Genomic DNA, 20,228 nt, shown 5'->3' with positions numbered 1-20,228 from the left:
TCAGAACGCCGCGTCCTTGATCTTCTGCCAGCTCAGCCCGGCCGGCGCGGGGATGTCGCGGGTGGACAGGCGGCGCCGGAACACCCAGTACGTCCACCCCTGGTAGAGGATGACGACGGGGGTCAGCACGACGGCCACCCAGGACATCACCGTGAGCGTGTACGGGGTGGAGGACGCCTCGGCGACGGTGAGCGCCTCGCCGCCGCCCGTCGCCGGGACGACGTCGGGGTACATGGAGCCGAAGATCAGCACCACGGCCGAGGCGATGGTCACCGCCGACAGGGTGAACGCCGCCCCCTCGCGCCGGGCGCGCGTGGTGACCACGACGCCCACGAGGGCGAGGGCGGCCACGGCGACCGGGACCCACGTCCACGCGACCGAGTACGCCAGCTGCGCCCACACGGCCCAGCCGCCGGCGACCACGAGCGCGACGACGGCGAGCGTCGCGGCCAGGCGCTGCGCCCGGGTGCGGATGTCCCCGTCCGTCTTGAGCGAGACGAAGATCGCGCCGTGCAGGGCGAAGAGGACCAGCGTGGTGAGGCCGCCCAGGAGCGCGAATGGGTTGAGCAGGGCCCAGAACCCGCCGACGTACTGGTGGTCGGCGTCGAGCAGCAGGCCGCGCACGAGGTTGCCGAAGGCGACGCCCCACATGACGGCGGGGATCCAGGACCCGGCCTGGATGGCGAGGTCGCAGCGCCGCGCCCACGTCGCGTCGGCGATCTTGCCCCGGTACTCGAACGCGACGCCGCGGGCGATGAGCCCGACGAGGATGATGAGCAGCGGCAGGTAGAAGCCGGAGAACATGGTGGCGTACCACTCCGGGAAGGCCGCGAAGGTGGCGCCGCCGGCGGTGAGCAGCCACACCTCGTTGCCGTCCCAGACGGGGCCGATGGTGTTGACGAGGACGCGGCGCTCGGTCTCCTTCTGCTCGCGGCCGCCGCGCGGCAGCACGGACAGCAGCATCCCGACGCCGAAGTCGAAGCCCTCGAGCACGAGGTAGCCGGTCCACAGGACGGCGATGATGACGAACCACAGGATCGCGAGGTCCACGGTGGGTCTCCCAGACTCGTTCTCGGGCGCTCAGTACGCGAAGGACAGGGGGCGGTCGGTGTCGTCGGGGCTCTGGGCCTCCGGCGACTCGTCCCGCACGGAGTCGGGGACGCCCTCGACGGTGTAGCGGTGCATGAGGCGGTACCAGACCACCGCGAGCACCGCGTAGATGACGGTGAGGACGATCATCGACGTGAGGATCACGCCCGGCGGGACCGCGGTGGAGACGCCGCGGTCGGTGAGCAGGCGCACCTGGTCGATGCCCGTCGGGTTCGGTGCCACGACCCACGGCTGGCGGCCGACCTCCGTGAAGATCCAGCCGAAGGAGCAGGCGAGGAACGGCATGGGGATGGCGAGGATGCCGAGGCGGGACAGCCAGACGTTGTCGCTCACCCGACCCTTGCGGGTGAACCACAGGGCCGCCAGCGCGAGCGCCACCGAGAACGCCGCCAGGCCGATCATGAGCCGGAACGACCAGTACGCGACCGCGAGGGGCGGGGTGTAGGTGACCGGCTCGCCGGTCACGGTCGTGTCGCCGTAGCGCTCCGTGTACTGCTCCTGGACGTCGTAGACGCCGGGCAGGTAGGAGTCCTCGCCGGTGAAGTGTCCGGTGCCGAGGTAGCTCGTGACGCCCGGGACGGAGATGAGGTGGTCCACGTCCTCGCAGCCCGCGTACAGGGGGCCGACGGCGAGGATGGAGAACTCGGCCGACTCGGTGCCCTCGCACAGGGCCTCGGCCGACGACATCTTGCCCGGCTGCTGCTCGTACATGAGCTTGCCCTGCACGTCGCCGGACCAGATGACGCCGAGCCCGGCGACGATCATGACCACGACGCCGAGGCGCACGGCCGGCCGGTACACGGTGCGCGCCGTCTCGACGTCACCGGGCCTCCTGCGCCGGGCCAGCCGCACCATCCACCAGGTGGCGATCCCGCACACGAAGGTGCCCGCGGTGAGGAACGCGGCGGTGATGGTGTGCGGGAAGGCGGCCCAGAGCGTGTTGTTGGTCAGCACCGCGCTGATGGACTCCATCTCCGCCCGGCCGGTCTCCTCGTTGTAGACGGTGCCGACGGGGTGCTGCATCCAGGAGTTGGCGGCGAGGATGAAGAACGCGGAGAGGTTGGTGGCCAGGGCGAAGAGCCAGATGGCGGCCAGGTGGACCTTCTTGGACACGCGGTCCCAGCCGAAGATCCACACCCCGAGGAAGACGGACTCGACGAAGAACGCGGCGAGCGCCTCCATCGCGAGCGGGGCGCCGAACACGTCGCCCACGAAACGGGAGTACTCGCTCCACGCCATGCCGAACTGGAACTCCTGCCAGATGCCGGTCACGACGCCGAGGGCGAAGTTGATGAGCAGCAGCTTGCCGAAGAACTTCGTGAGTCGCAGCCACCGCTCCTTCTTGGTGACCACCCACGCGGTCTGCATCCCGGCCACGAGAGGCGCGAGCCCGATCGTCAGGGGCACGAAGATGAAGTGGTAGACGGTCGTGATGGCGAACTGCCAGCGGGCCAGTGCGAGGGCGTCCACGGGTTCTCCTGGGGTCTCGGGCGCTGTCGGCGCCTCGGCGATGCTGATCGCCGCGTGTCGTCAGTCCGACGGTATGGCGGCAGCCGTACGGGCGCACGACGAGGGAGGTACGGCCTCGCAGGTCACGCGGCCGACCCGGCGCCGAGACGCTCGTGAAAGTGTTCACGATCTTGCTCGTGAACATCTTCACAAGTCAAGCGCAGAAGCGCCTCGGGTGGTGTGCCATATCTCGCACCCGTCTCGCCCCCGGCGTCCGGCCCTGGTTCGGCGGTCGGGCCCGGATCGGGTGCCGGTCGCACGTCGGTCCGCCGCCACGGCCCCGGTGATGCGATACTGGGACGGAGCTGCCGGGGCCCACATCCCCTGGGCAGCCACGAGCTCGCAGCACGCGCGGTCCGCACGCGGTGCCGCGGCAGAGGGTGAGAGCACCTGCCGCCGGCGTCCGCGAAGACCGTCCCCGTGCCGCGTGGCCGTGACCGAGACTTCCGTCCGGCCGGTGCGCTGAGCAGCGCCGCCGTCCGGACGGCGACCACCCGGTGGCCCGCAGGTGTGGGCGGGGCCGCCGGAGCAGGAGCACCTTTCGTGACGTCCGACATCCCGACCGAGGCCGACACCCGTGCCACGGAGAGCCCCGGCGACCCCGCGACCCGCCGCAAGCCCGGCCGCCGCCGCGCGACCCGCCCGACCGCCGCGCCGGTGACGCCCGGCGAGGCCGCTCCCGCGGGTGCCGGCCTCGGTGACATCGTCCTTCCCGAGCGTGCGAGCGGTCCCACGACGTCCCCGGCCTCGGCCGTCGACGCGCCCCGATCCCTGGACGACATCGTCCTGCCCGCCGGGCCGGCCGAGGCCGCGCCCGAGAAGCCCGCCGAGGCGGAGAAGCCCGCCCGGGCGGCGCGCTCGCGGTCCAGGGCCGGCACGAGGTCGGCAGCCGGGAAGACCACCGAGACGTCGGACGAGACGTCGGACGAGACGTCCACGGAGAAGTCGACGGAGAAGTCCGCGGCGAAGACCACGGGGAAGACCACCGGGAAGACCACCGCGAAGTCGGCCACGAGGTCCACCGGGAAGACGACGAAGAGGGCCGCCGGGTCCTCGGCCGCGCAGGACGGCGCGGCCGCCGAGCCCGCGGCGACGTCCGACGAGCCCGGCGCCGCGGCCGAGGCGCCCGCCAAGAAGACCAGGGCACGCCGCTCCACCAAGGCCGCGTCCGGGGCGGAGGAGGCTCCGGCCGCCTCGTCGGGCACGTCCTCGGGCTCGGCGCGCACGAAGGCGGCCACGACCGGCAGGAAGACGACGGCGAAGCGGGGGTCGAAGGCCGCGACCCAGGACGTCTCGACGACGCCCGACGCCACGGCGTCCGACGACACGACGGCTGATGCCACGGCGCCCGAGACGACGTCCGGTGCCGCGACCGCCGGCACGGTGGCCGACGCCCCGGGCCAGGGCCAGGCCGGCACCTCGGCGAGCAAGAGCGGCTCGGCGGCCGGGGGTGCGCGGGGCGCGGGGAGCGCGTCGTCGCAGACCGGCGGCCGCGGCACCTCCACCCCGCGCCTGGCGACGACCGCGATGCTGTTCCAGGCCCCCGACCTGTCGACCGCGCGCCGCCCGCGGCGCGCGCAGGCCCCGGCCGGGCCGCCGCACCCGCACGCCGTCCCCGAGACGACGGCGGCCGCCCCCGAGAGCACGCCGAGCACCGAGGCCACGCCGAGCACCGAGGGCACCCAGGCACCCGCCTCCGGGCCGGCCTCCACCCCGGAGCCGGCGGCCGAGGGGACGCGCAGGAACGCCCGCTCGGGGCGCAAGCGCGCCACCCGGGGCACGGGGGCGCCGGCCGACCAGGCCCCGGCGGCGCAGCCCGCCGCGGCGCAGGACGCTGCCGACGAGCCGCGGGCGCAGGCCCCGCAGGGCGCGGCGCCGTCGACCGAGCAGGCGGCGCCGGCCGAGCCGGCCGTGGATCTCAGCGAGGACGACGTCGCCGCCGTGCAGGAGGTCGGCGTCATCGAGTCCGAGCTGCTCGCCGAGGGCGTCGCGCTCGTGGACCTCGGCCCCGAGGACCTTCTCGAGGACGACGGGGACGAGCAGGACATCCGCCCGCGCCGTCGTCGCCGCCGGGGCGGTCGCGGCCGTCGGGGCGGCCGCCGCGACGACGAGACCACGGCCGAGGGCGAGGAGCAGGTCGGCGAGGCCGACTCCGAGCAGCCCGCCGAGGGTGCGGACCGGCCCGCCGACGCGCCGTCGGAGGACGGCGAGGCCGCGGAGGAGGGCGAGCAGTCCTCCGGCCGTCGCCGTCGTCGCCGCCGCCGCGGCACCCGGGCGGACCGCGCCGAGCGCGCGGAGGCGCGGGGCCGTGACCGGGACGAGGTCACCGCGCTCAAGGGCTCGACCCGTCTCGAGGCCAAGAAGCAGCGGCGCCGGGAGGGTCGCGACGCCGGGCGGCGCCGGCAGATCATCACCGAGGCGGAGTTCCTCGCGCGCCGCGAGTCGGTCGAGCGGTCGATGGTCGTGCGCGAGGAGGACGGCCGCACCCAGATCGCCGTGCTCGAGGACGACGTGCTCACCGAGCACTACGTCTCCCAGCAGTCGCAGGCGTCCATGGTCGGCAACGTCTACCTGGGCCGCGTCCAGAACGTGCTGCCGAGCATGGAGGCCGCGTTCGTCGACGTCGGCAAGGGCCGCAACGCCGTGCTGTACGCCGGCGAGGTCAACTGGGACGCCGCCGGGATCGAGGGGCAGCCGCGCCGTATCGAGGAGGCCCTCAAGTCGGGCGACTCGGTGCTGGTGCAGGTCACCAAGGACCCCATCGGCCACAAGGGCGCCCGCCTGACCTCGCAGGTCACGCTGGCCGGCCGCTACCTCGTCTTCGTGCCGGGCGGCGGGATGACCGGCATCAGCCGCAAGCTCCCCGACACGGAGCGCAGCCGGCTCAAGAAGATCCTGCGCGAGGTCGTGCCGGACGGCGCGGGCGTCATCGTGCGCACCGCCGCCGAGGGCGCCAGCGAGGCCGAGCTCAAGGCCGACGTCGAGCGGCTGCAGGGCCAGTGGGAGGCCATCACCGCCAAGGCGGAGAAGTCCTCCACGAGCGCGCCCGCGCTGCTGCAGGGCGAGCCCGACATGGCCATCCGCGTCGTCCGTGACATCTTCAACGACGACTTCTCGTCGCTGGTGGTCCAGGGTGACGGGGCGTGGGACGAGATCTCGACCTACGTCTCGGAGCTCGCCCCCGACCTGCGCGAGCGGGTCTCGAAGTGGACCGAGTCCACCGACGTCTTCGCCGTGCACCGGGTGGACGAGCAGCTGGCCAAGGGCATGGACCGCAAGGTCTGGCTGCCCTCGGGCGGGTCGCTCGTCATCGACCGGACCGAGGCGATGACGGTCATCGACGTCAACACCGGCAAGTTCACCGGTGCGGGCGGCACGCTCGAGGAGACCGTCACCCGCAACAACCTCGAGGCGGCCGAGGAGATCGTCCGCCAGCTCCGGCTGCGGGACATCGGCGGCATCATCGTCATCGACTTCATCGACATGGTGCTCGAGTCGAACCGCGACCTGGTGCTGCGCCGCCTGGTCGAGTGCCTCGGCCGGGACCGCACCAAGCACCAGGTGGCGGAGGTGACGTCCCTCGGTCTGGTGCAGATGACGCGCAAGCGTGTCGGGCAGGGCCTGGTGGAGGCGTTCTCCACCACCTGCGAGCACTGCAAGGGACGCGGCTTCATCGTCCACGACCACCCGAACGAGAAGGGTGGGCCGGCCTCGTCCGGCGACGGCGACGGCGGCAAGAAGTCGCGCCGCAAGCGGTCCGGCAAGCAGCAGGCCGCGGAGACGGCCGAGGCGCACGCCGACGTCCCGAAGCTGCCCGACGACAAGTCGGAGGCGCGGGAGGCGGTCAAGGCGACGCTCGCGACGATCGCGGCGGCGGCGGCGCACGCGCACGAGCACGCCGACGAGGACGAGCACCCGGCGCCGTCCGGGGACTGACGGCGAGACCGACGAGGGGCGCCCGGCCACGGCCGGGCGCCCCCCTCGTCGTCATCGTGAGGGCTGCTCGTCCTCCGCGACCCGACGGTAGAAGTCCCCGATCGTCGCCGCGAAGAGCTCGGGGTGCTGCTCGTTCCACGGGTGCCCGACGCCGCGGACGATCCTGAGCTCCGCGCCGGGCACGCCGGCGGCGAGCCGCCGGGCCGCGGGCAGGTTCGCGACGTCCCGCGACCCGCACAGGACGAGCGTGGGGACTGCGATCCCGCCGAGCCGGGGCACGGTGTCGACGTCGGCCAGGACGCGCAGGACGGCGAGCCAGTCGGCCTTCGTCAGGCCCATGCCCGCGGCAACCGACCCCGGCAGCGTGCGCACGACGGCGCGCTGCACGGCCATGAGCGCGGGGTTGGGCCGCACCTGGCTGCCGGAGAGCACGAGCGAGGCGACCCTGTCGGGGTGGCTGAGAGCGAGCTGCGTCGCCGCCATGGCGCCGAGGGAGAGCCCGCACACGTGGGCCCGGTCCACCCCACGGGCGTCGAGGTCCGCCACCAGCGCACGCACCGCCCCATCGATGGTGAACGGACGGCGGGCCGCGCCCTCGATGCCCGCGATCGGGGGAGCGAACCCCGTGTACCCGGCTGGCAACGCACCGAGCTGGTGGTCCCAGGACGACGGGCGGGCTCCGAGCCCGTGCAGGAACATGACGGTCCGTGGGGTGCGAGTCACGTTCTCACGGTATCGGGTGCTTGACTGACGGCATGGGGAACGGGACCACGGGGCGCCTCGAGGTGATCGCGGGCCCGATGTTCGCGGGCAAGACCGAGGAGCTGGTGCGGCGCGTGCACCGGGCGCAGGCCGCGCGCCGCGGCGTCCTCGTGGTCGCGCACGAGCTCGACACCCGCAGCGGCCCCGGGCGCGTCGCGTCCCACTCGGGGCTCGAGGTGGCGTCGCGCGGCGTGGCGTCGGCGGGGGAGATCCCCGGGCTGGTCGGCGAGGGCGTGCGCGTGGTCGCCGTCGACGAGGCGCAGTTCTTCGGCCCCGACCTGGTGCCCGTGGTGACCGGGCTGGCGGACGCCGGCCTGGTGGTCGTCGTCGCGGGGCTGTCGGTGACGTACGACGGGCGCCCGTTCGAGCCGTTGCCCGGGCTCATGGCCGTCGCCGAGTCGGTCACGAAGCTCACGGCCGTGTGCGCGGTCTGCGGCCGGGACGCCGCGTTCCACGTCCGGCGGGCCGGTGGTCCCGGAGGTCCCGGTGGGGTGCCCGACGGCGGAGGCGACGCCCCGACGGACGCGCTGACACCGGAGCCCGGCCACGTCGGCGGGGCGGAGTCGTACGAGGCCCGGTGCCGGGAGCACCGGGCGGCGCGCGGTCAGTAGCCGCGCATCGTCCGGCGCATCGGGCAGTCGAACGGGTCGCGCGCGGCCAGGCCCACCCGGTTCAGGTAGGCGACGACGATCGCGTAGGACCGCACCAGGCTCGTCTCCGTGTACGGCATCCGGTGCGTCGCGCAGTGCTCGCGCACGATGCGGCGGGCGCGGGCCAGGTGCGGGCGGGGCATGCTCGGGAACAGGTGGTGCTCGATCTGGTGGTTGAGCCCGCCCATCGCGACGTTCATGAGCCACCCGCCGCGGATGTTGCGGGAGGTCAGCACCTGCTTCGACAGGAAGTCGAGGCGGCTGCCCTCGGGCACCATCGCCATGCCCTTGTGGTTCGGCGCGAACGACGCGCCCATGTAGACCCCGAAGACGGCGAGCTGGACGCCGAGGAACGAGAGCGCCAGGCCGGGCGGCAGCGCCCAGAACAGCACCCCCACGTACGCCGCGAGCCGCACGCCGATCGTCGCGAGCTCGCGCCGGCGGACCGCGCGGTCGGCCCGCGTGCCGCGCAGCAGCGACCGGATCGACGTCACGTGCAGGTTGAGCCCCTCGAGGGTGAGCAGCGGGAAGAACAGCCATCCCTGGTACCGGGTGATCACGGCGAGGAACCCGGTGTGCTCGCGGCCGCCCTCGGGCGTGAACACGACGACGTCGTTGGCGACGTCAGGGTCCTTGCCCACGTGGTTGGGGTTCGCGTGGTGCCGGGTGTGCTTGGACATCCACCACGAGTAGCTGATGCCGACGGCGGCGTTCGCCAGCAGCCGGCCGACCCGGTCGTTCACCGGTCCGGAGGCGAACACCTGCCGGTGCGAGGCCTCGTGCGCGAGGAACGCGAGCTGGGTGAGGATCACGCCGAGCGCGCCCGCGACGATCAGCTGGAACCAGGAGTCGCCGAGCAGCACGAACGCCGTCACGGCCCCGCCCAGCGCCAGCGCGAGGCCGACGGCGGTGGCCAGGTAGTAGCCGTAGGCGCGGCGCAGCAGTCCCGCCTCACGGATCTCGCGGGACAGCGCGCTGTACGAGCTCGTGTGGGGCGCGTCCGCGAGACGGCGTGCCGATCTCGCGGTCCTGGTGTCGACGTCGTCGGCGGTGGTCACGGTCATGCGCAGGCCTCGCAGAGGTCGGTGCCGGCTTCCCAGCCGCGGGAGGAGCAGGTGCTCGTCGTGCGGATCCCTCGACCCTACGGGAGCGTAGGTAGGCCCCGGCTATGGGGACAGCCCCCGTGCCGTGCGGGCGCCGTCAGCCCTCGTGCGACCTGTTCGGGCCGCGCCTGCGCTGCGCTCCGGCTCAGCCCTCGACGAGGGGCACGAACGAGTACGTGCCGTGCTCCGAGAGCCGGACGGTGCCGTCCTCCGCGCGCTCCACGAGAGTCATCGCGTGGCGCACGGGGACGACCATGCGGCCACCGGGGGCGACCTGGTCCACCAGGGTCTGCGGGAGGCGGTCGGCGGCGGCCGACACGAGCACCCGGTCCCACCCCTCCGGCCGCGGCGCCCCGAGCACCTCGGGCGAGGCGGGGACCAGCCGGGCCCACGGCATCCCCGCGCGGCGGACGTTCGCCGCGCCCCAGGCCGCGACGTCCGGCAGCAGCTCGAGCCCGAGCACCTCACCGGCCGGGCCGACCAGGCGCCCGAGGAGCGCCGTCGTCCACCCCGACCCTGCGCCGACGTCGAGCACCCGGTCCCCGGGGCGGACCCGCAGCAGCCGGAGCATCGCGGCCACGGTCGAGGGCTGGGAGCAGGTCTGGCCGTGCCCGAACTCGAGGGGGCGGTCCTCGTGCGCCCAGGGGCGGCGTGCTCGGGGCAGGAAGTCGGCCCGGTCGACGTCGCGCATCGCCGCGGCCACGGCCTCCGCGCCGCCGTCCGCACGGTCCTCGCCGCCCGGAGGACCGGCGGGCCCCGTCCGTCCGGTCATGGCCCCATCATCGCCCTTCCTGGCGAGCGGCACCGGGCGGGGCGAGGATCGAGGGACCGCCGGCGACCGGCGCCGGCACCCGAGATCGGAGGACGCCATGGCAGGGACGATCGCTCGCGTCACGGAGATCACCGCCCGTTCGGACACGAGCTTCGAAGACGCGGTCCGCGTCGGCCTCGAGCGCGCCGGCCGCACGGTCCGCAACATCTCCGGCGCCTGGGTCAAGGAGCAGAAGGTCGAGGTGTCGGACGGCGCCATCGTGGCCTGGCAGGTGGACCTCCAGGTGACGTTCGTCCTCGACGAGTAGTGGGGCGCGTCACCGGTGCGCGCGCCCGGAGGGTTTGAACCCGGGGCTGTCCTCACGTAGTCTTGGACGTCGGCACGTCTTCGGCGTGCCTGTCCCGTGTGCCCAGGACGCACCGCACTCGACCGCCGCGGCGGAGCGAGTTGCAGACCAAGTCGGTGACGAACGTCGTGCGGCATGCCCAGACCAGGAGAGATGAGCAGCAACGTGGTGTACGCGATCGTCAAGGCCGGTGGCCGTCAGGAGAAGGTGTCCGTCGGGGACATCGTCGTCATGGACCGTGTCGGGGCCGAGCCCGGCGAGACCGTGGAGCTGCCGGCCCTGCTGCTGGTGGACGGGGAGAAGGTGACCACCGACGCCGAGAAGCTCGCGAAGGTGAAGGTCACCGCGGAGGTCGTGCGGGACGCCAAGGGCCCCAAGATCACGATCCACAAGTACAAGAACAAGACCGGCTACCGCAAGCGTCAGGGTCACCGTCAGCAGCTGACCCGCCTGAAGGTCACCGGCATCAAGTGACTTCCCGCCGGGAGCCTTCCGGGCGCCCGCGCGAGACCTTCCTCGTTCGTCGCAGAAAGCAGGACTGACAGATGGCACACAAGAAGGGCGCGAGCTCCTCGCGCAACGGTCGTGACTCCAACGCCAAGTCGCTCGGCGTGAAGCGCTACGGCGGCCAGGCCGTCAAGGCCGGCGAAATCCTCGTCCGCCAGCGCGGCACGCACTTCCACCCCGGCGACAACGTCGGCCGCGGCGGCGACGACACGCTGTTCGCGCTGTCCGCCGGCTCGGTGGCCTTCGCCACCCGTCGCGGCCGCAAGGTCGTCGACGTGGTCGCCGCCGAGGTCTGAGCAGCAGTCCGACGGCACCACCCTTCCGCGAGGGGCGCACCGCTGCGGTGCGCCCCTCGTGCTGTACCCGAGCACCGGCTGCCCGCGCGGTGCGTCTGAGAGAGGATCGCCCCATGGCCAGCTTCGTCGATCGCGTGGTGGTGCACGCCGCGGGCGGTGACGGCGGGCACGGAGTCGCCTCCATCCGCCGCGAGAAGTTCAAGCCGCTCGCCGGCCCCGACGGGGGCAACGGCGGCGACGGCGGCAGCGTGCGGCTCGTCGTCGACGCCCAGACCACGACGCTGCTCGAGTACCACCACTCGCCGCACCGCCGGGCGACCAACGGCACCCAGGGGATGGGTGACGACCGCGACGGCGCCAACGGCGCCGACCTGGTGCTGCGCGTGCCCGACGGCACCGTCGTGAAGGATCCCGACGGCACGGTGCTCGCCGACCTCGTCGGCGACGGCGCCGAGTACGTCGTGGCGCACGGTGGGCGCGGCGGCCTCGGCAACCGCGCGCTCGCGTCCCCGCGCCGCAAGGCCCCCGGCTTCGCCCTGCTGGGGGAGCCCGGCGAGCAGGCCGACGTCGTCCTCGAGCTCAAGACCATCGCGGACGTGGCGCTCGTCGGGTACCCGAGCGCGGGCAAGTCCTCCCTCGTCGCCGCCGTCTCCGCGGCGCGGCCCAAGATCGCCGACTACCCGTTCACGACCCTCGTGCCGAACCTCGGCGTGGTGCAGGCCGGCGAGGCGCGCTTCACCGTCGCCGACGTGCCCGGGCTGATCCCCGGCGCGAGCGAGGGACGCGGGCTCGGCCTGGAGTTCCTGCGGCACATCGAGCGCACCGCCGTCATCGTGCACGTGCTCGACTGCGCCACCCTCGAGCCCGGCCGCGACCCGGTCAGCGACCTCGACGTCATCGAGGGCGAGCTGTCGGCCTACGCGCAGGACCTCGAGATCTCCGGCGGCCGGGTCCCGCTCGCCGAGCGGCCGCGCGTCGTCGTGCTCAACAAGATCGACGTCCCCGAGGCGCGCGACCTCGCCGAGCTCGTGCGGCCCGACCTGGAGGCGCGCGGGCTGCGCGTCCTGGAGATCTCCACCGCCAGCCACGAGGGGCTGCGCGAGCTCACGTTCGCGCTCGCCGAGCTGGTCGAGCGGGCCCGCGCGGCCGCGCCCGCCCCGGAGCCCGCGCGCGTCGTGCTGCGCCCCCGGGCCGTCGACGAGGCCGGGTTCACCGTCACCGCGAAGAAGGACCACGACGGCACCTACTACGAGGTGCGCGGCGCCAAGCCTGAGCGGTGGGTGCGGCAGACCGACTTCAACAACGACGAGGCCGTCGGGTTCCTCGCCGACCGGCTCGCCAAGCTGGGCGTCGAGGAGAAGCTGTTCGCCGCCGGCGCCGTGGCGGGCGACGAGGTGCGCATCGGCGACCCGCGCGACGCCGTCGTCTTCGACTGGGAGCCCACGCTCGTCACCGGCGCGGAGCTGCTCGGCGCGCGCGGCACCGACCTGCGCCTCGACGAGAGCCACCGGCCCACCCGTGCCGACAAGCGACGGGACTTCACCGAGCGGATGGACGCCAAGGCGGAGGCCCGGCGCGAGCTGTGGACCGAACGGGAGTCCGGGCACTGGACCGACCCCGACGACCACTGACCGTCGCGGGATGATGGGCGGGTGAACGCCGCCACCTCCCGCGCCAGCCTCCCCGACGCGCGTCGCGTCGTCGTCAAGATCGGGTCGTCGTCGCTGACCGGACCGGACGGCCACCTCGACCTGGGCGCGCTGGGCGCGCTCGTCGACGTGCTCGCGGACCGGGTGCGCGCGGGCGGCCAGGTCGTCCTCGTGACGTCCGGCGCCGTCGCCGCGGGCATCGGACCGCTGGGCCTCGCCGCGCGGCCGCGCGACCTCGCGACGATGCAGGCGGCGGCGATGCTCGGGCAGAGCCAGCTCGTCGCCCGGTACACGGAGGCCTTCGCGGCACACGGGCTGCGTGTCGGCCAGGTGCTGCTCACCGCCGAGGACACGGTGCGCCGGGCCCGGTACCGCAACGCGCAGCGTTCCCTGGAGCGGCTGCTCGCGCTCGGCGTCGTCCCCGTCGTCAACGAGAACGACGCCGTGACGACGGACGAGCTGAAGTTCGGCGACAACGACCGGCTGGCGGCGCTCGTGTCGCACCTGGTGCGCGCCGACGCCCTCGTGCTCCTCACCGACGTCGACGGCCTGCACGACGCGCCGCCGTCGCGTCCCGGCGCCCGCCGGGTCGCGCACGTCGCGGACCTGGTGGACGTCGCCGGGATCGAGGTGACCGCCCGGGGCAGCGCGGTGGGGACGGGCGGCATGGTCACGAAGCTGGAGTCGGTCCGCATCGCGACCGGGTCGGGTGTCCCGGCGGTGCTCACCAGCGCCCCGCACGCCCGCGCGGCGCTCGCGGGCGAGGACGTCGGCACGTTCTTCGCGGCCACTGGCCGGCGCACGTCGGCGCGGCGGCTCTGGATCGCCCACGCCGCCCGCTCGCAGGGCAGGCTGCACCTGGACGACGGCGCGGCGCGGGCCGTGCTGGGCGGCCGCGCGTCGCTGCTGCCCGCCGGCGTGGTCCGCGTGGAGGGCGTGTTCGAGGCCGGGGACCCGGTCGAGCTCGTGGCCCCGGACGGCGTCGTCGTCGCGCGGGGACTCGTGGCGTTCGACGCGGGCGAGCTGCCGCCGCTGCTGGGCCGCTCGACATCGGACCTGCGCGACGAGCTGGGTCACGGGTACGACCGTGAGGTCGTGCACCGCGACGACCTCGTCCTCACCTGAGCCGCCGGCGCCCGACCCGGCACGGTGGTCCCGCCAGCTGGACGGGGTCTGTCCCGGTCCGCGGGCGACGTCGTAGTCTCGGCTCATGACCACGACGTTCGAGCACCCCACGACCTCCGGCCACGACGAGCCCGCCGGGGCGGCTCCGTCGACGCCGGGCGCCGCGGCGGCGGACCCGGACGTGACGGCGGCGGTCCACGACGTCGCCCGGCGCGCGAAGGTCGCGTCGCGGGCTCTGGCGACGGCGAACCGGGCGACGAAGGACAGCGCGCTGCTCGCGCTCGCCGACGCGCTCGTCGAGGCCACGGCCGAGGTCGTCGAGGCGAACGCGCACGACGTCGAGCGCGGCCGCGTGAACGGGATGTCGCCGGGCCTGCTGGACCGCCTCGCGCTCACGCCGGAGCGAGTGGCCGCCGTCGCCGACGCGCTGCGCGAGCTGGCGGGGCTGCCCGACCCGGTCGGCGAGGTCGTGCGCGGGCAGACGCTGCCCAACGGCCTGCGCCTGCGCCAGCTGCGGGTGCCGATGGGCGTGGTCGGGATGATCTACGAGGCCCGGCCCAACGTCACGGTCGACGCGGCCGGTCTCGCCCTGAAGTCCGGCAACGCGGTGGTCCTGCGCGGCGGCAGCGCGGCCGCGTCGTCGAACGCCGCGATCGTCGCGGTGCTGCGTCGCGCGCTCGAGGCCCGCGGCCTGCCCGCCGACCTCGTGCAGACCATCGACGCGCACGGCCGGCCCGGGGGAGTGGCGCTCATGCAGGCGCGCGGCCTCGTGGACGTGCTGGTGCCGCGCGGCGGCGCCGACCTGATCCGCACCGTCGTCGAGTCCTCCACCGTGCCCGTGATCGAGACCGGCGTCGGGAACGTGCACGTCTACGTGGACGCCACCGCCGACGTCCCCGGCGCCGTCGAGATCGTGATGAACGCGAAGACGCAGCGCGTGGGGGTCTGCAACGCGGCGGAGACGCTGCTCGTGCACGCCGACGCGGCCGAGGCGTTCCTGCCGGCCGCGCTCGCCGCCCTGGGCGGGGCGGGCGTGCTGCTGCACGGCGACGAGCGCACCGTCGCCCTCGCGCCCGAGTCCGTCGAGGTGGTCCCCGCCACCGACGAGGACTGGGCCACCGAGTATCTCGCGGCGGAGCTCGCGGTCCGGGTGGTCGACTCCCTCGACGACGCGATCGAGCACATCCGCACCTGGTCGTCGGGGCACACCGAGGCGATCCTCACCCGGGACCTGACGGCGTCGGAGCGCTTCGTCGCCGAGGTCGACTCGGCCGCGGTGATGGTCAACGCGTCCACGCGGTTCACCGACGGCGGGCAGCTCGGGCTCGGCGCCGAGATCGGGATCTCCACGCAGAAGCTCCATGCCCGGGGGCCCATGGGGCTCGCGGAGCTGACGACCACCAAGTGGGTGGTGACAGGGGACGGGCACGTACGGCCCTGAGCGTCGCGCGTGAGAGACTTGCCCCCGACCGAAACCACCGTCAGGCACGACGCACAGGAGGAACCCGTGCTGCACACCGCCGTCCAGGTCGCCCAGGAGTCCGTGGCCGAGAACGCCGTCGAGGGCATCCCGCCGGTCGTCCTGGGTCTGCTCGCGTTCGGAGGGCTCGTCGCCGCGCTCGTCGTGACGTACGCGTTCCGCAACGTCCACAACCGCCACTGACGGCGCCCGCCCGGCAAGCGTGAGCCACTCGCCGTCCGGTCGTCGACGCCCGCGCCTGGGGGTGATGGGCGGGACGTTCGACCCGATCCACCACGGACACCTCGTCGCCGCCTCGGAGGCCGCGTCGCTGCTCGACCTCGACGAGGTCGTCTTCGTCCCCACGGGGAAGCCGACGTTCAAGCAGCACCAGCAGGTGTCGCCCGCCGAGGACCGCTACCTGATGACGGTCATCGCGACCGCGTCCAACCCGCGCTTCACGGTCAGCAGGGTCGACATCGACCGACCCGGGCTGACGTACACCGTCGACACGCTGCGCGACCTGAGCGACCAGCGGCCCGAGGCGGACCTGTACTTCATCACCGGCGCGGACGCGATCGAGCAGCTCCTCACGTGGAAGGATGCCGCGCGCCTGTGGGAGATGGCACACTTCGTGGCTGTCACGCGGCCGGGACACCGGCTCACGGTGGACGGCCTGCCGCCCGACGGCGTCACGACGCTCGAGGTGCCGGCGCTGGCCATCTCGTCCAGCGACTGCCGCCGACGGGCGCAAGCCGGTCTCCCGGTGTGGTACCTGGTGCCGGACGGCGTGGTCCAGTACATCGCCAAGCACGGTCTGTATCGAGGTCTCGATGAGTGAGAACAACCCGTCCCGCCCGATGACCCGGCGTGAGATCCGCGAGCGCGAGCAGGCGGCCGCTGCCGCGAGGGCCGCCGCTGAGGCGGCGGCCGCGCGCCCCGCCCCGAGCACCTACGCCACGCCGCCCACGTACCCGGGCGCCGGCCACGCCGCCGCACCGGCACCCGCTCCTTCGCCGGCACCGGCGCCCGCGCCCGCCCCGGTGTCCCCGGCGCCGCAGCCGGCGCCCACCCGTCCGCCGTCGCGGCGGTCGATGCGCGAACAGTCGTCGGCGGGCTCGGCGTTCCCGACCTCGGCCCCGGTCGTCCGCCCGCCGTCCGCCTCGGGCGGTATGCGAGGCCTCGACGAGACCGGACGGCTCACGCCGGTGCAGCGCTCGGCCGAGCACACGGCGGTCCGCCCGTCGGCCGGGCCCACACCCGCTCCCGCGCCACCGATCGGGACCGTGCCGGGGCCGGGGAGCCAGGCGCCCTCGCGCCCCGCGCCTGCCGCGCCGACGGGCCCGCCCCGCTCAGCCGCACCCGGCCGGCCCCCGGCCGCGCCGGCCTCCCCGTCGTCCCTCCCGCCCACGGTGTCGCCGTCGGCGGCGCCGGCGGGCGGCGGTGCCGTGGGTGCCCCCACGCGGGTGTCGTCGCGCCACGGCGGCACGGAGGAGGCGACACCGGCGCGGCGCTCGCCCTTCGAGTCGCCGCGGCCCGCGTCGTCCTTCCCCGCCGGCCCGGCCGGCGGCGCGGCGGAGGAGACGACGGTGGCCCCCGCCGTGCCGGCAGGCTCGCGCACCGGCTACGGGCAGGACGCCGCGGCCGCTCCCGCGGCGCCGGCCGCCTCGTCGGCGCCGCCCCTGCCGTGGGCCAGTCCGGCCACCGACCGTCCCGCGTCCGTCGCGCCCGCCACCACGGGCCCCGCGGCCGCCGAGCCGGCGCCCGGCCCCACCCCCTCGCCGTTCGACGCGCTGGTCGGCGCCGACCAGCCGGTGCGAGCCGGCTCCGCGTCGTCGCCGGTGGTGGACGAGGACGACGAGGACTGGGACGACGAGCACGAATCGTCCTACACCTGGCTGCACTACATCGTGCTGGTCGTCGTGGCTTTCGTGCTCGGGCTGCTGCTGTGGAAGCTGCTGCTCGACGGTTCGGACGACGCCGACTTCACGACCGACGCGGCGCCCGCCGCGGCGGCGACCCTCACGATCGACACCCCCGGAGGAGCTGCATGACCGCCAGCGCCCGTGCCGTCGAGCTGGCCGTCCTGGCCGCTCGCGCCGCCTCGGACCGCAAGGCCCAGGAGATCATCGCGCTGGACGTGAGCGAGCAGCTCGTCCTCACGGACGTGTTCCTCATCGCGTCCGGCACGAACGAGCGGCAGGTCGCCGCGATCGTCGACGCGGTCGAGGAGGCGATGCACCGCGCCGGCGTCAAGGCGGTCCGGCGGGAGGGCAAGACGCAGGCGCGGTGGGTGCTGCTCGACTTCGGCGACGTCGTCGTCCATGTCCAGCATGCCGAGGACCGGGTGTACTACGCCCTCGAGCGTCTCTGGAAGGACTGCCCGCCGGTGGAGCTGCCCGCGGACGCCCGCGGGGAGGACTCCGCGGTGGCGGCGGCCGAGTACGGGGACGCGTCCGGCGACGGCGCGATCCGGCTCGACGGCGAGCACCCGTGACCGCCGGGACCGTCGTCCTGGTGCGGCACGCGCGCACCGCCTACAACGCGTCCCTGCGGCTGCAGGGGCAGATCGACATCCCCCTCGACGAGGTCGGCCGGTGGCAGGCGGACGAGGGCGCCGCCGCCCTCGCGTCGTCGCACCGGGCGGCCCGCGTGGTCTCGTCGGACCTCAGCCGGGCTGCCGACACCGCCGCCGCGTACGTGCGCGCCGTCGGGGGGTCGCCGGCCGTACGGACCGACGAGCGGCTCCGCGAGCGCGCCTTCGGCGAGTGGGAGGGCATGACGGGCGAGGAGATCTCCGCCCGCTGGCCCGACGAGTACGCGGCCTGGCGGCAGGGTGCCGAGCCCGCCGGCGCGGGTGCCGAGACGAAGGCCCAGGTGGCGCGCCGCATGCACGCGGCGATCACCGAGCACGCGGGCGAGCTCGACGGTGACGAGTGTCTCGTCGTCGTGTCCCACGGGGCGGCGATCTCCCTCGCGGTGACGGCGCTGCTCGGCCTCGACCCCACGGGCTGGCGGGGCATCGCCGGGATGCACAACGTGCACTGGTCCCACCTGCACCGATCCGCCGACGGCGTCGTGCCCGGGTGGCGGCTCGTCGCCCACAACGTGGGGGCGGGGTACCCGCTCGACCGGTGGCAGGCGGGTCCGGACTGGAATTTGGAACCTGGCCCGAAGTCTGCCTAAGATATCGACGTTCCCACGGGGCACAACCCGGGAGGAACATACCGAATCAGGACGATCGCCTCACGGCGGACGTCAGGTTCTCGGGGCTGTGGCGCAGCTGGTAGCGCACCTGCATGGCATGCAGGGGGTCAGGGGTTCGAGTCCCCTCAGCTCCACCCGTGAGGAAGGTCCCGCCATCGGCGGGGCCTTTCGTCGTATCCGGGCCCGGATCGGCGCACACCGACGGCGACGTGCGGGTTAGCGGCCAGAACGTGTGGATGGCTCGGGCGTGTCGTGGGGTCAGGACGAGCGTCCCCCCCAGCCCTTTCGGGCCCACAGTCCTTCGTCCGCTGTAGCAGTCGTGCCGTAGCCGCCGGGTGGCTCTTCGCCGATCCGGTGGGGAGTAGCCCGGGCGGGGTAGCGGGCTGGAGGTAGGGGTCGAGGTCCCCGATGATCAGAAGCGCCAACCACTGATCGACTTCGAGGACCTCGACGTTGTCCAACGCTACGGGGTGCGCTGGCGCGCCCACCACTACTGACCCGTGTTCGCGGTGTGACGTCCTGCTCGGTCTGCCGCAGGTGCATGTCGAGGCGGTCGAGCGGGCCGAGACGTTGATGACGGTGACGGTCTCGTTGCCGTGGCAGCTGCGGGGCTGCCCGGACTGCGGGGTCGTGGCCCCGAGTCGCGGACGGCGCCGGCGGGTCCTGCACGACGTCCCGCATGGTGATGCCCGGGTCCGGCTGGTGTGGCGGCAACGCGTGTGGCGCTGTCCGGAGGCGGCGTGCCCGCGAGGGACGTTCGTCGAGCAGATCCCGTCCCTCGTGGCGCCGCGAGCCTCGATCACGGCCCGTGCGCTGACCTGGGCGATCGGGCAGTTGCGCCTGGAGCACGCCACGATCGCCGGTCTGGCCCGCCGACTGGGCGTGTCGTGGTGGGCGCTGTGGCGTCTGGTGCGGCCCGAGCTGGAGCGCCTCGCCGCCGACGAGTCCCGCTTCGCGGGCGTGACGAGCCTCGGCGTGGATGAGCACGTCTGGCACCACGCCAACCCGAAGAAACGCGGTCCGAAGGAGCTGACCGGGATGGTCGACCTCACCCGCGACGCCGACGGCCGCGTGCACGCCCGGCTGTTGGACCTGGTGCCGGGCCGCTCGAGGAAGGCCTACGTCGACTGGCTGACCGCGCGCGGCGACGGCTTCCGCAAGAACATCGGCATCGCGGCCCTGGATCCGTTCGGCGGCTACAAGTCCGCCATCGACGACCAGCTCGAAGACGCGACCGCGGTCCTGGACGCGTTCCACGTCGTCAAGCTGGGTACGGCCGTCGTGGACGAGGTGCGTCGCCGGGTCCAGCAGGACACCACCGGGCACCGCGGCCGTAAGGGCGACCCCCTATTCGGGATCCAGACCATCCTGCGCGCCGGCGCCGAGAACCTCACCGACAAGCAGCAGGCCCGCCTGGCCCGGGCGATCAACGCCGACGAAGCCCATGAGGAAGTGTTCGTCGCCTGGCAGTGCGCCCAGCAGCTACGAGCCGCCTACCGGGCCCGAGACCTGGCCGAGGGCCGCCAGATGGCCGAGAAGGTCCTCGCGACGTTCCACACCTGCCCCATCGGCGAAGTCGCTCGCCTCGGACGGACCCTGCGCAAGTGGCGCACCGCGTTCCTGGCCTACTTCACCACCGGCCGCGCGAACAACGGTGGCACCGAGGCCATGAACGGCATCATCGAACTCGCCCGCCGCCTCGCCCGCGGCTACCGCAACCGGGACAACTACCGGCTACGGATGCTGCTCGCCGGCGGAGGACTCACACCCTGATCCCTACCGGATCGGCGAAGAGCC

20 protein-coding genes and 1 tRNA gene are annotated in these 20,228 nt (G+C 74.1%); 15 read left to right on the top strand and 6 right to left on the bottom strand.

The window, feature by feature from the left end; genetic code table 11:
• Together cydB and EYB28_RS14125 are read right to left on the bottom strand one after the other, a co-directional pair.
• Positions 1-1,050 carry a cytochrome d ubiquinol oxidase subunit II gene (gene cydB / locus EYB28_RS14130; protein ID WP_166849074.1) on the bottom strand — a complete coding sequence of 350 codons (1,050 nt, stop codon included), beginning with the start codon at positions 1,048-1,050 and terminating at the stop codon, positions 1-3.
• Positions 1,051-1,080: 30 nt separating this feature from the next.
• The gene (locus EYB28_RS14125) at positions 1,081-2,580 is read right to left on the bottom strand and encodes a cytochrome ubiquinol oxidase subunit I (protein ID WP_166849072.1); all 1,500 of its coding nucleotides are present in this window, start codon (positions 2,578-2,580) and stop codon (positions 1,081-1,083) included.
• Between the two features lie 582 nt (positions 2,581-3,162).
• On the opposite strand from EYB28_RS14125, the gene EYB28_RS14120 reads away from it, so the two are divergent.
• The gene (locus tag EYB28_RS14120; protein ID WP_240930566.1) at positions 3,163-6,555 is read left to right on the top strand and encodes an Rne/Rng family ribonuclease; all 3,393 of its coding nucleotides are present in this window, start codon (positions 3,163-3,165) and stop codon (positions 6,553-6,555) included.
• A gap of 51 nt (positions 6,556-6,606) precedes the next feature.
• Here the strand turns inward: EYB28_RS14120 and EYB28_RS14115 are convergent, their stop codons facing one another.
• Positions 6,607-7,278 carry an alpha/beta fold hydrolase gene (locus EYB28_RS14115; RefSeq protein WP_205710925.1) on the bottom strand — a complete coding sequence of 224 codons (672 nt, stop codon included), beginning with the start codon at positions 7,276-7,278 and terminating at the stop codon, positions 6,607-6,609.
• A gap of 32 nt (positions 7,279-7,310) precedes the next feature.
• On the opposite strand from EYB28_RS14115, the gene EYB28_RS14110 reads away from it, so the two are divergent.
• Positions 7,311-7,928 carry a thymidine kinase gene (locus EYB28_RS14110; protein WP_166849070.1) on the top strand — a complete coding sequence of 206 codons (618 nt, stop codon included), beginning with the start codon at positions 7,311-7,313 and terminating at the stop codon, positions 7,926-7,928.
• Here EYB28_RS14110 and EYB28_RS14105 read toward each other — a convergent pair.
• Complete coding sequence (locus EYB28_RS14105; RefSeq protein ID WP_166849067.1) at positions 7,922-9,031, bottom strand: acyl-CoA desaturase; 1,110 nt, start codon at positions 9,029-9,031, stop codon at positions 7,922-7,924. The two genes, EYB28_RS14110 and EYB28_RS14105, sit on opposite strands and share 7 nt — an antisense overlap.
• A gap of 184 nt (positions 9,032-9,215) precedes the next feature.
• Positions 9,216-9,842, bottom strand: coding sequence for a protein-L-isoaspartate O-methyltransferase (locus EYB28_RS14100; RefSeq protein ID WP_166849064.1), 627 nt, complete (start codon positions 9,840-9,842; stop codon positions 9,216-9,218).
• A 97-nt stretch (positions 9,843-9,939) separates the two neighbouring features.
• Between EYB28_RS14100 and EYB28_RS14095 the strand changes: the two genes are divergently transcribed.
• The 8 genes from EYB28_RS14095 (at position 9,940) to nadD (ending at position 16,065) form a co-directional block, all read left to right on the top strand.
• Entirely contained in the window at positions 9,940-10,149 is a 210-nt protein-coding gene (locus EYB28_RS14095; RefSeq protein WP_166849062.1) for a dodecin family protein, read from the top strand.
• A gap of 204 nt (positions 10,150-10,353) precedes the next feature.
• Positions 10,354-10,662, top strand: a complete 309-nt coding sequence (rplU, locus tag EYB28_RS14090; protein WP_205711039.1) for a 50S ribosomal protein L21 — start codon at positions 10,354-10,356, stop codon at positions 10,660-10,662.
• A 71-nt stretch (positions 10,663-10,733) separates the two neighbouring features.
• Positions 10,734-10,991 carry a 50S ribosomal protein L27 gene (rpmA, locus tag EYB28_RS14085; protein ID WP_166849057.1) on the top strand — a complete coding sequence of 86 codons (258 nt, stop codon included), beginning with the start codon at positions 10,734-10,736 and terminating at the stop codon, positions 10,989-10,991.
• Positions 10,992-11,104: 113 nt separating this feature from the next.
• Complete coding sequence (gene obgE, locus EYB28_RS14080) at positions 11,105-12,622, top strand: GTPase ObgE (protein WP_166849054.1); 1,518 nt, start codon at positions 11,105-11,107, stop codon at positions 12,620-12,622.
• A gap of 21 nt (positions 12,623-12,643) precedes the next feature.
• Positions 12,644-13,765, top strand: coding sequence for a glutamate 5-kinase (proB, locus tag EYB28_RS14075; RefSeq protein ID WP_166849052.1), 1,122 nt, complete (start codon positions 12,644-12,646; stop codon positions 13,763-13,765).
• A gap of 85 nt (positions 13,766-13,850) precedes the next feature.
• On the top strand, positions 13,851-15,206 hold the full coding sequence (locus EYB28_RS14070; protein ID WP_166849049.1) for a glutamate-5-semialdehyde dehydrogenase: 1,356 nt from the start codon (positions 13,851-13,853) through the stop codon (positions 15,204-15,206).
• A 66-nt stretch (positions 15,207-15,272) separates the two neighbouring features.
• Entirely contained in the window at positions 15,273-15,428 is a 156-nt protein-coding gene (locus EYB28_RS14065; protein WP_166849047.1) for a hypothetical protein, read from the top strand.
• Between the two features lie 19 nt (positions 15,429-15,447).
• Positions 15,448-16,065, top strand: a complete 618-nt coding sequence (nadD, locus tag EYB28_RS14060) for a nicotinate-nucleotide adenylyltransferase (RefSeq protein WP_255461527.1) — start codon at positions 15,448-15,450, stop codon at positions 16,063-16,065.
• Positions 16,066-16,176: 111 nt separating this feature from the next.
• On the opposite strand, the gene EYB28_RS20135 is transcribed toward nadD, so the two are convergent.
• Positions 16,177-16,686, bottom strand: coding sequence for a hypothetical protein (locus EYB28_RS20135; RefSeq protein ID WP_205710924.1), 510 nt, complete (start codon positions 16,684-16,686; stop codon positions 16,177-16,179).
• Here EYB28_RS20135 and EYB28_RS14050 point away from each other — a divergent pair.
• The 5 genes from EYB28_RS14050 (at position 16,673) to EYB28_RS14030 (ending at position 20,204) form a co-directional block, all read left to right on the top strand.
• A complete protein-coding gene (locus EYB28_RS14050) occupies positions 16,673-17,278 on the top strand; it encodes a hypothetical protein (protein WP_166843768.1) in 606 nt (201 codons plus the stop codon). The genes EYB28_RS20135 and EYB28_RS14050 overlap by 14 nt on opposite strands.
• A complete protein-coding gene (gene rsfS, locus EYB28_RS14045; protein ID WP_166849042.1) occupies positions 17,275-17,721 on the top strand; it encodes a ribosome silencing factor in 447 nt (148 codons plus the stop codon). The genes EYB28_RS14050 and rsfS overlap by 4 nt, the downstream gene beginning before the upstream one ends.
• Entirely contained in the window at positions 17,718-18,410 is a 693-nt protein-coding gene (locus EYB28_RS14040) for a histidine phosphatase family protein (RefSeq protein WP_166849039.1), read from the top strand. Before rsfS ends, EYB28_RS14040 begins: the two co-directional genes overlap by 4 nt.
• An 82-nt stretch (positions 18,411-18,492) precedes the next feature.
• Positions 18,493-18,565: transfer RNA gene (locus tag EYB28_RS14035), tRNA-Ala, on the top strand.
• A gap of 319 nt (positions 18,566-18,884) precedes the next feature.
• Positions 18,885-20,204, top strand: a complete 1,320-nt coding sequence (locus EYB28_RS14030) for an ISL3 family transposase (protein ID WP_166849037.1) — start codon at positions 18,885-18,887, stop codon at positions 20,202-20,204.
• Positions 20,205-20,228: the final 24 nt, after the last annotated feature.

It is taken from the genome of Isoptericola sp. BMS4 (assembly GCF_011634835.1).
Lineage (GTDB): Bacteria > Actinomycetota > Actinomycetes > Actinomycetales > Cellulomonadaceae > Isoptericola.
The sequence above is the reverse complement of the archived record's forward strand: the minus strand, read 5'-3'. Positions and strand labels throughout refer to the sequence as shown.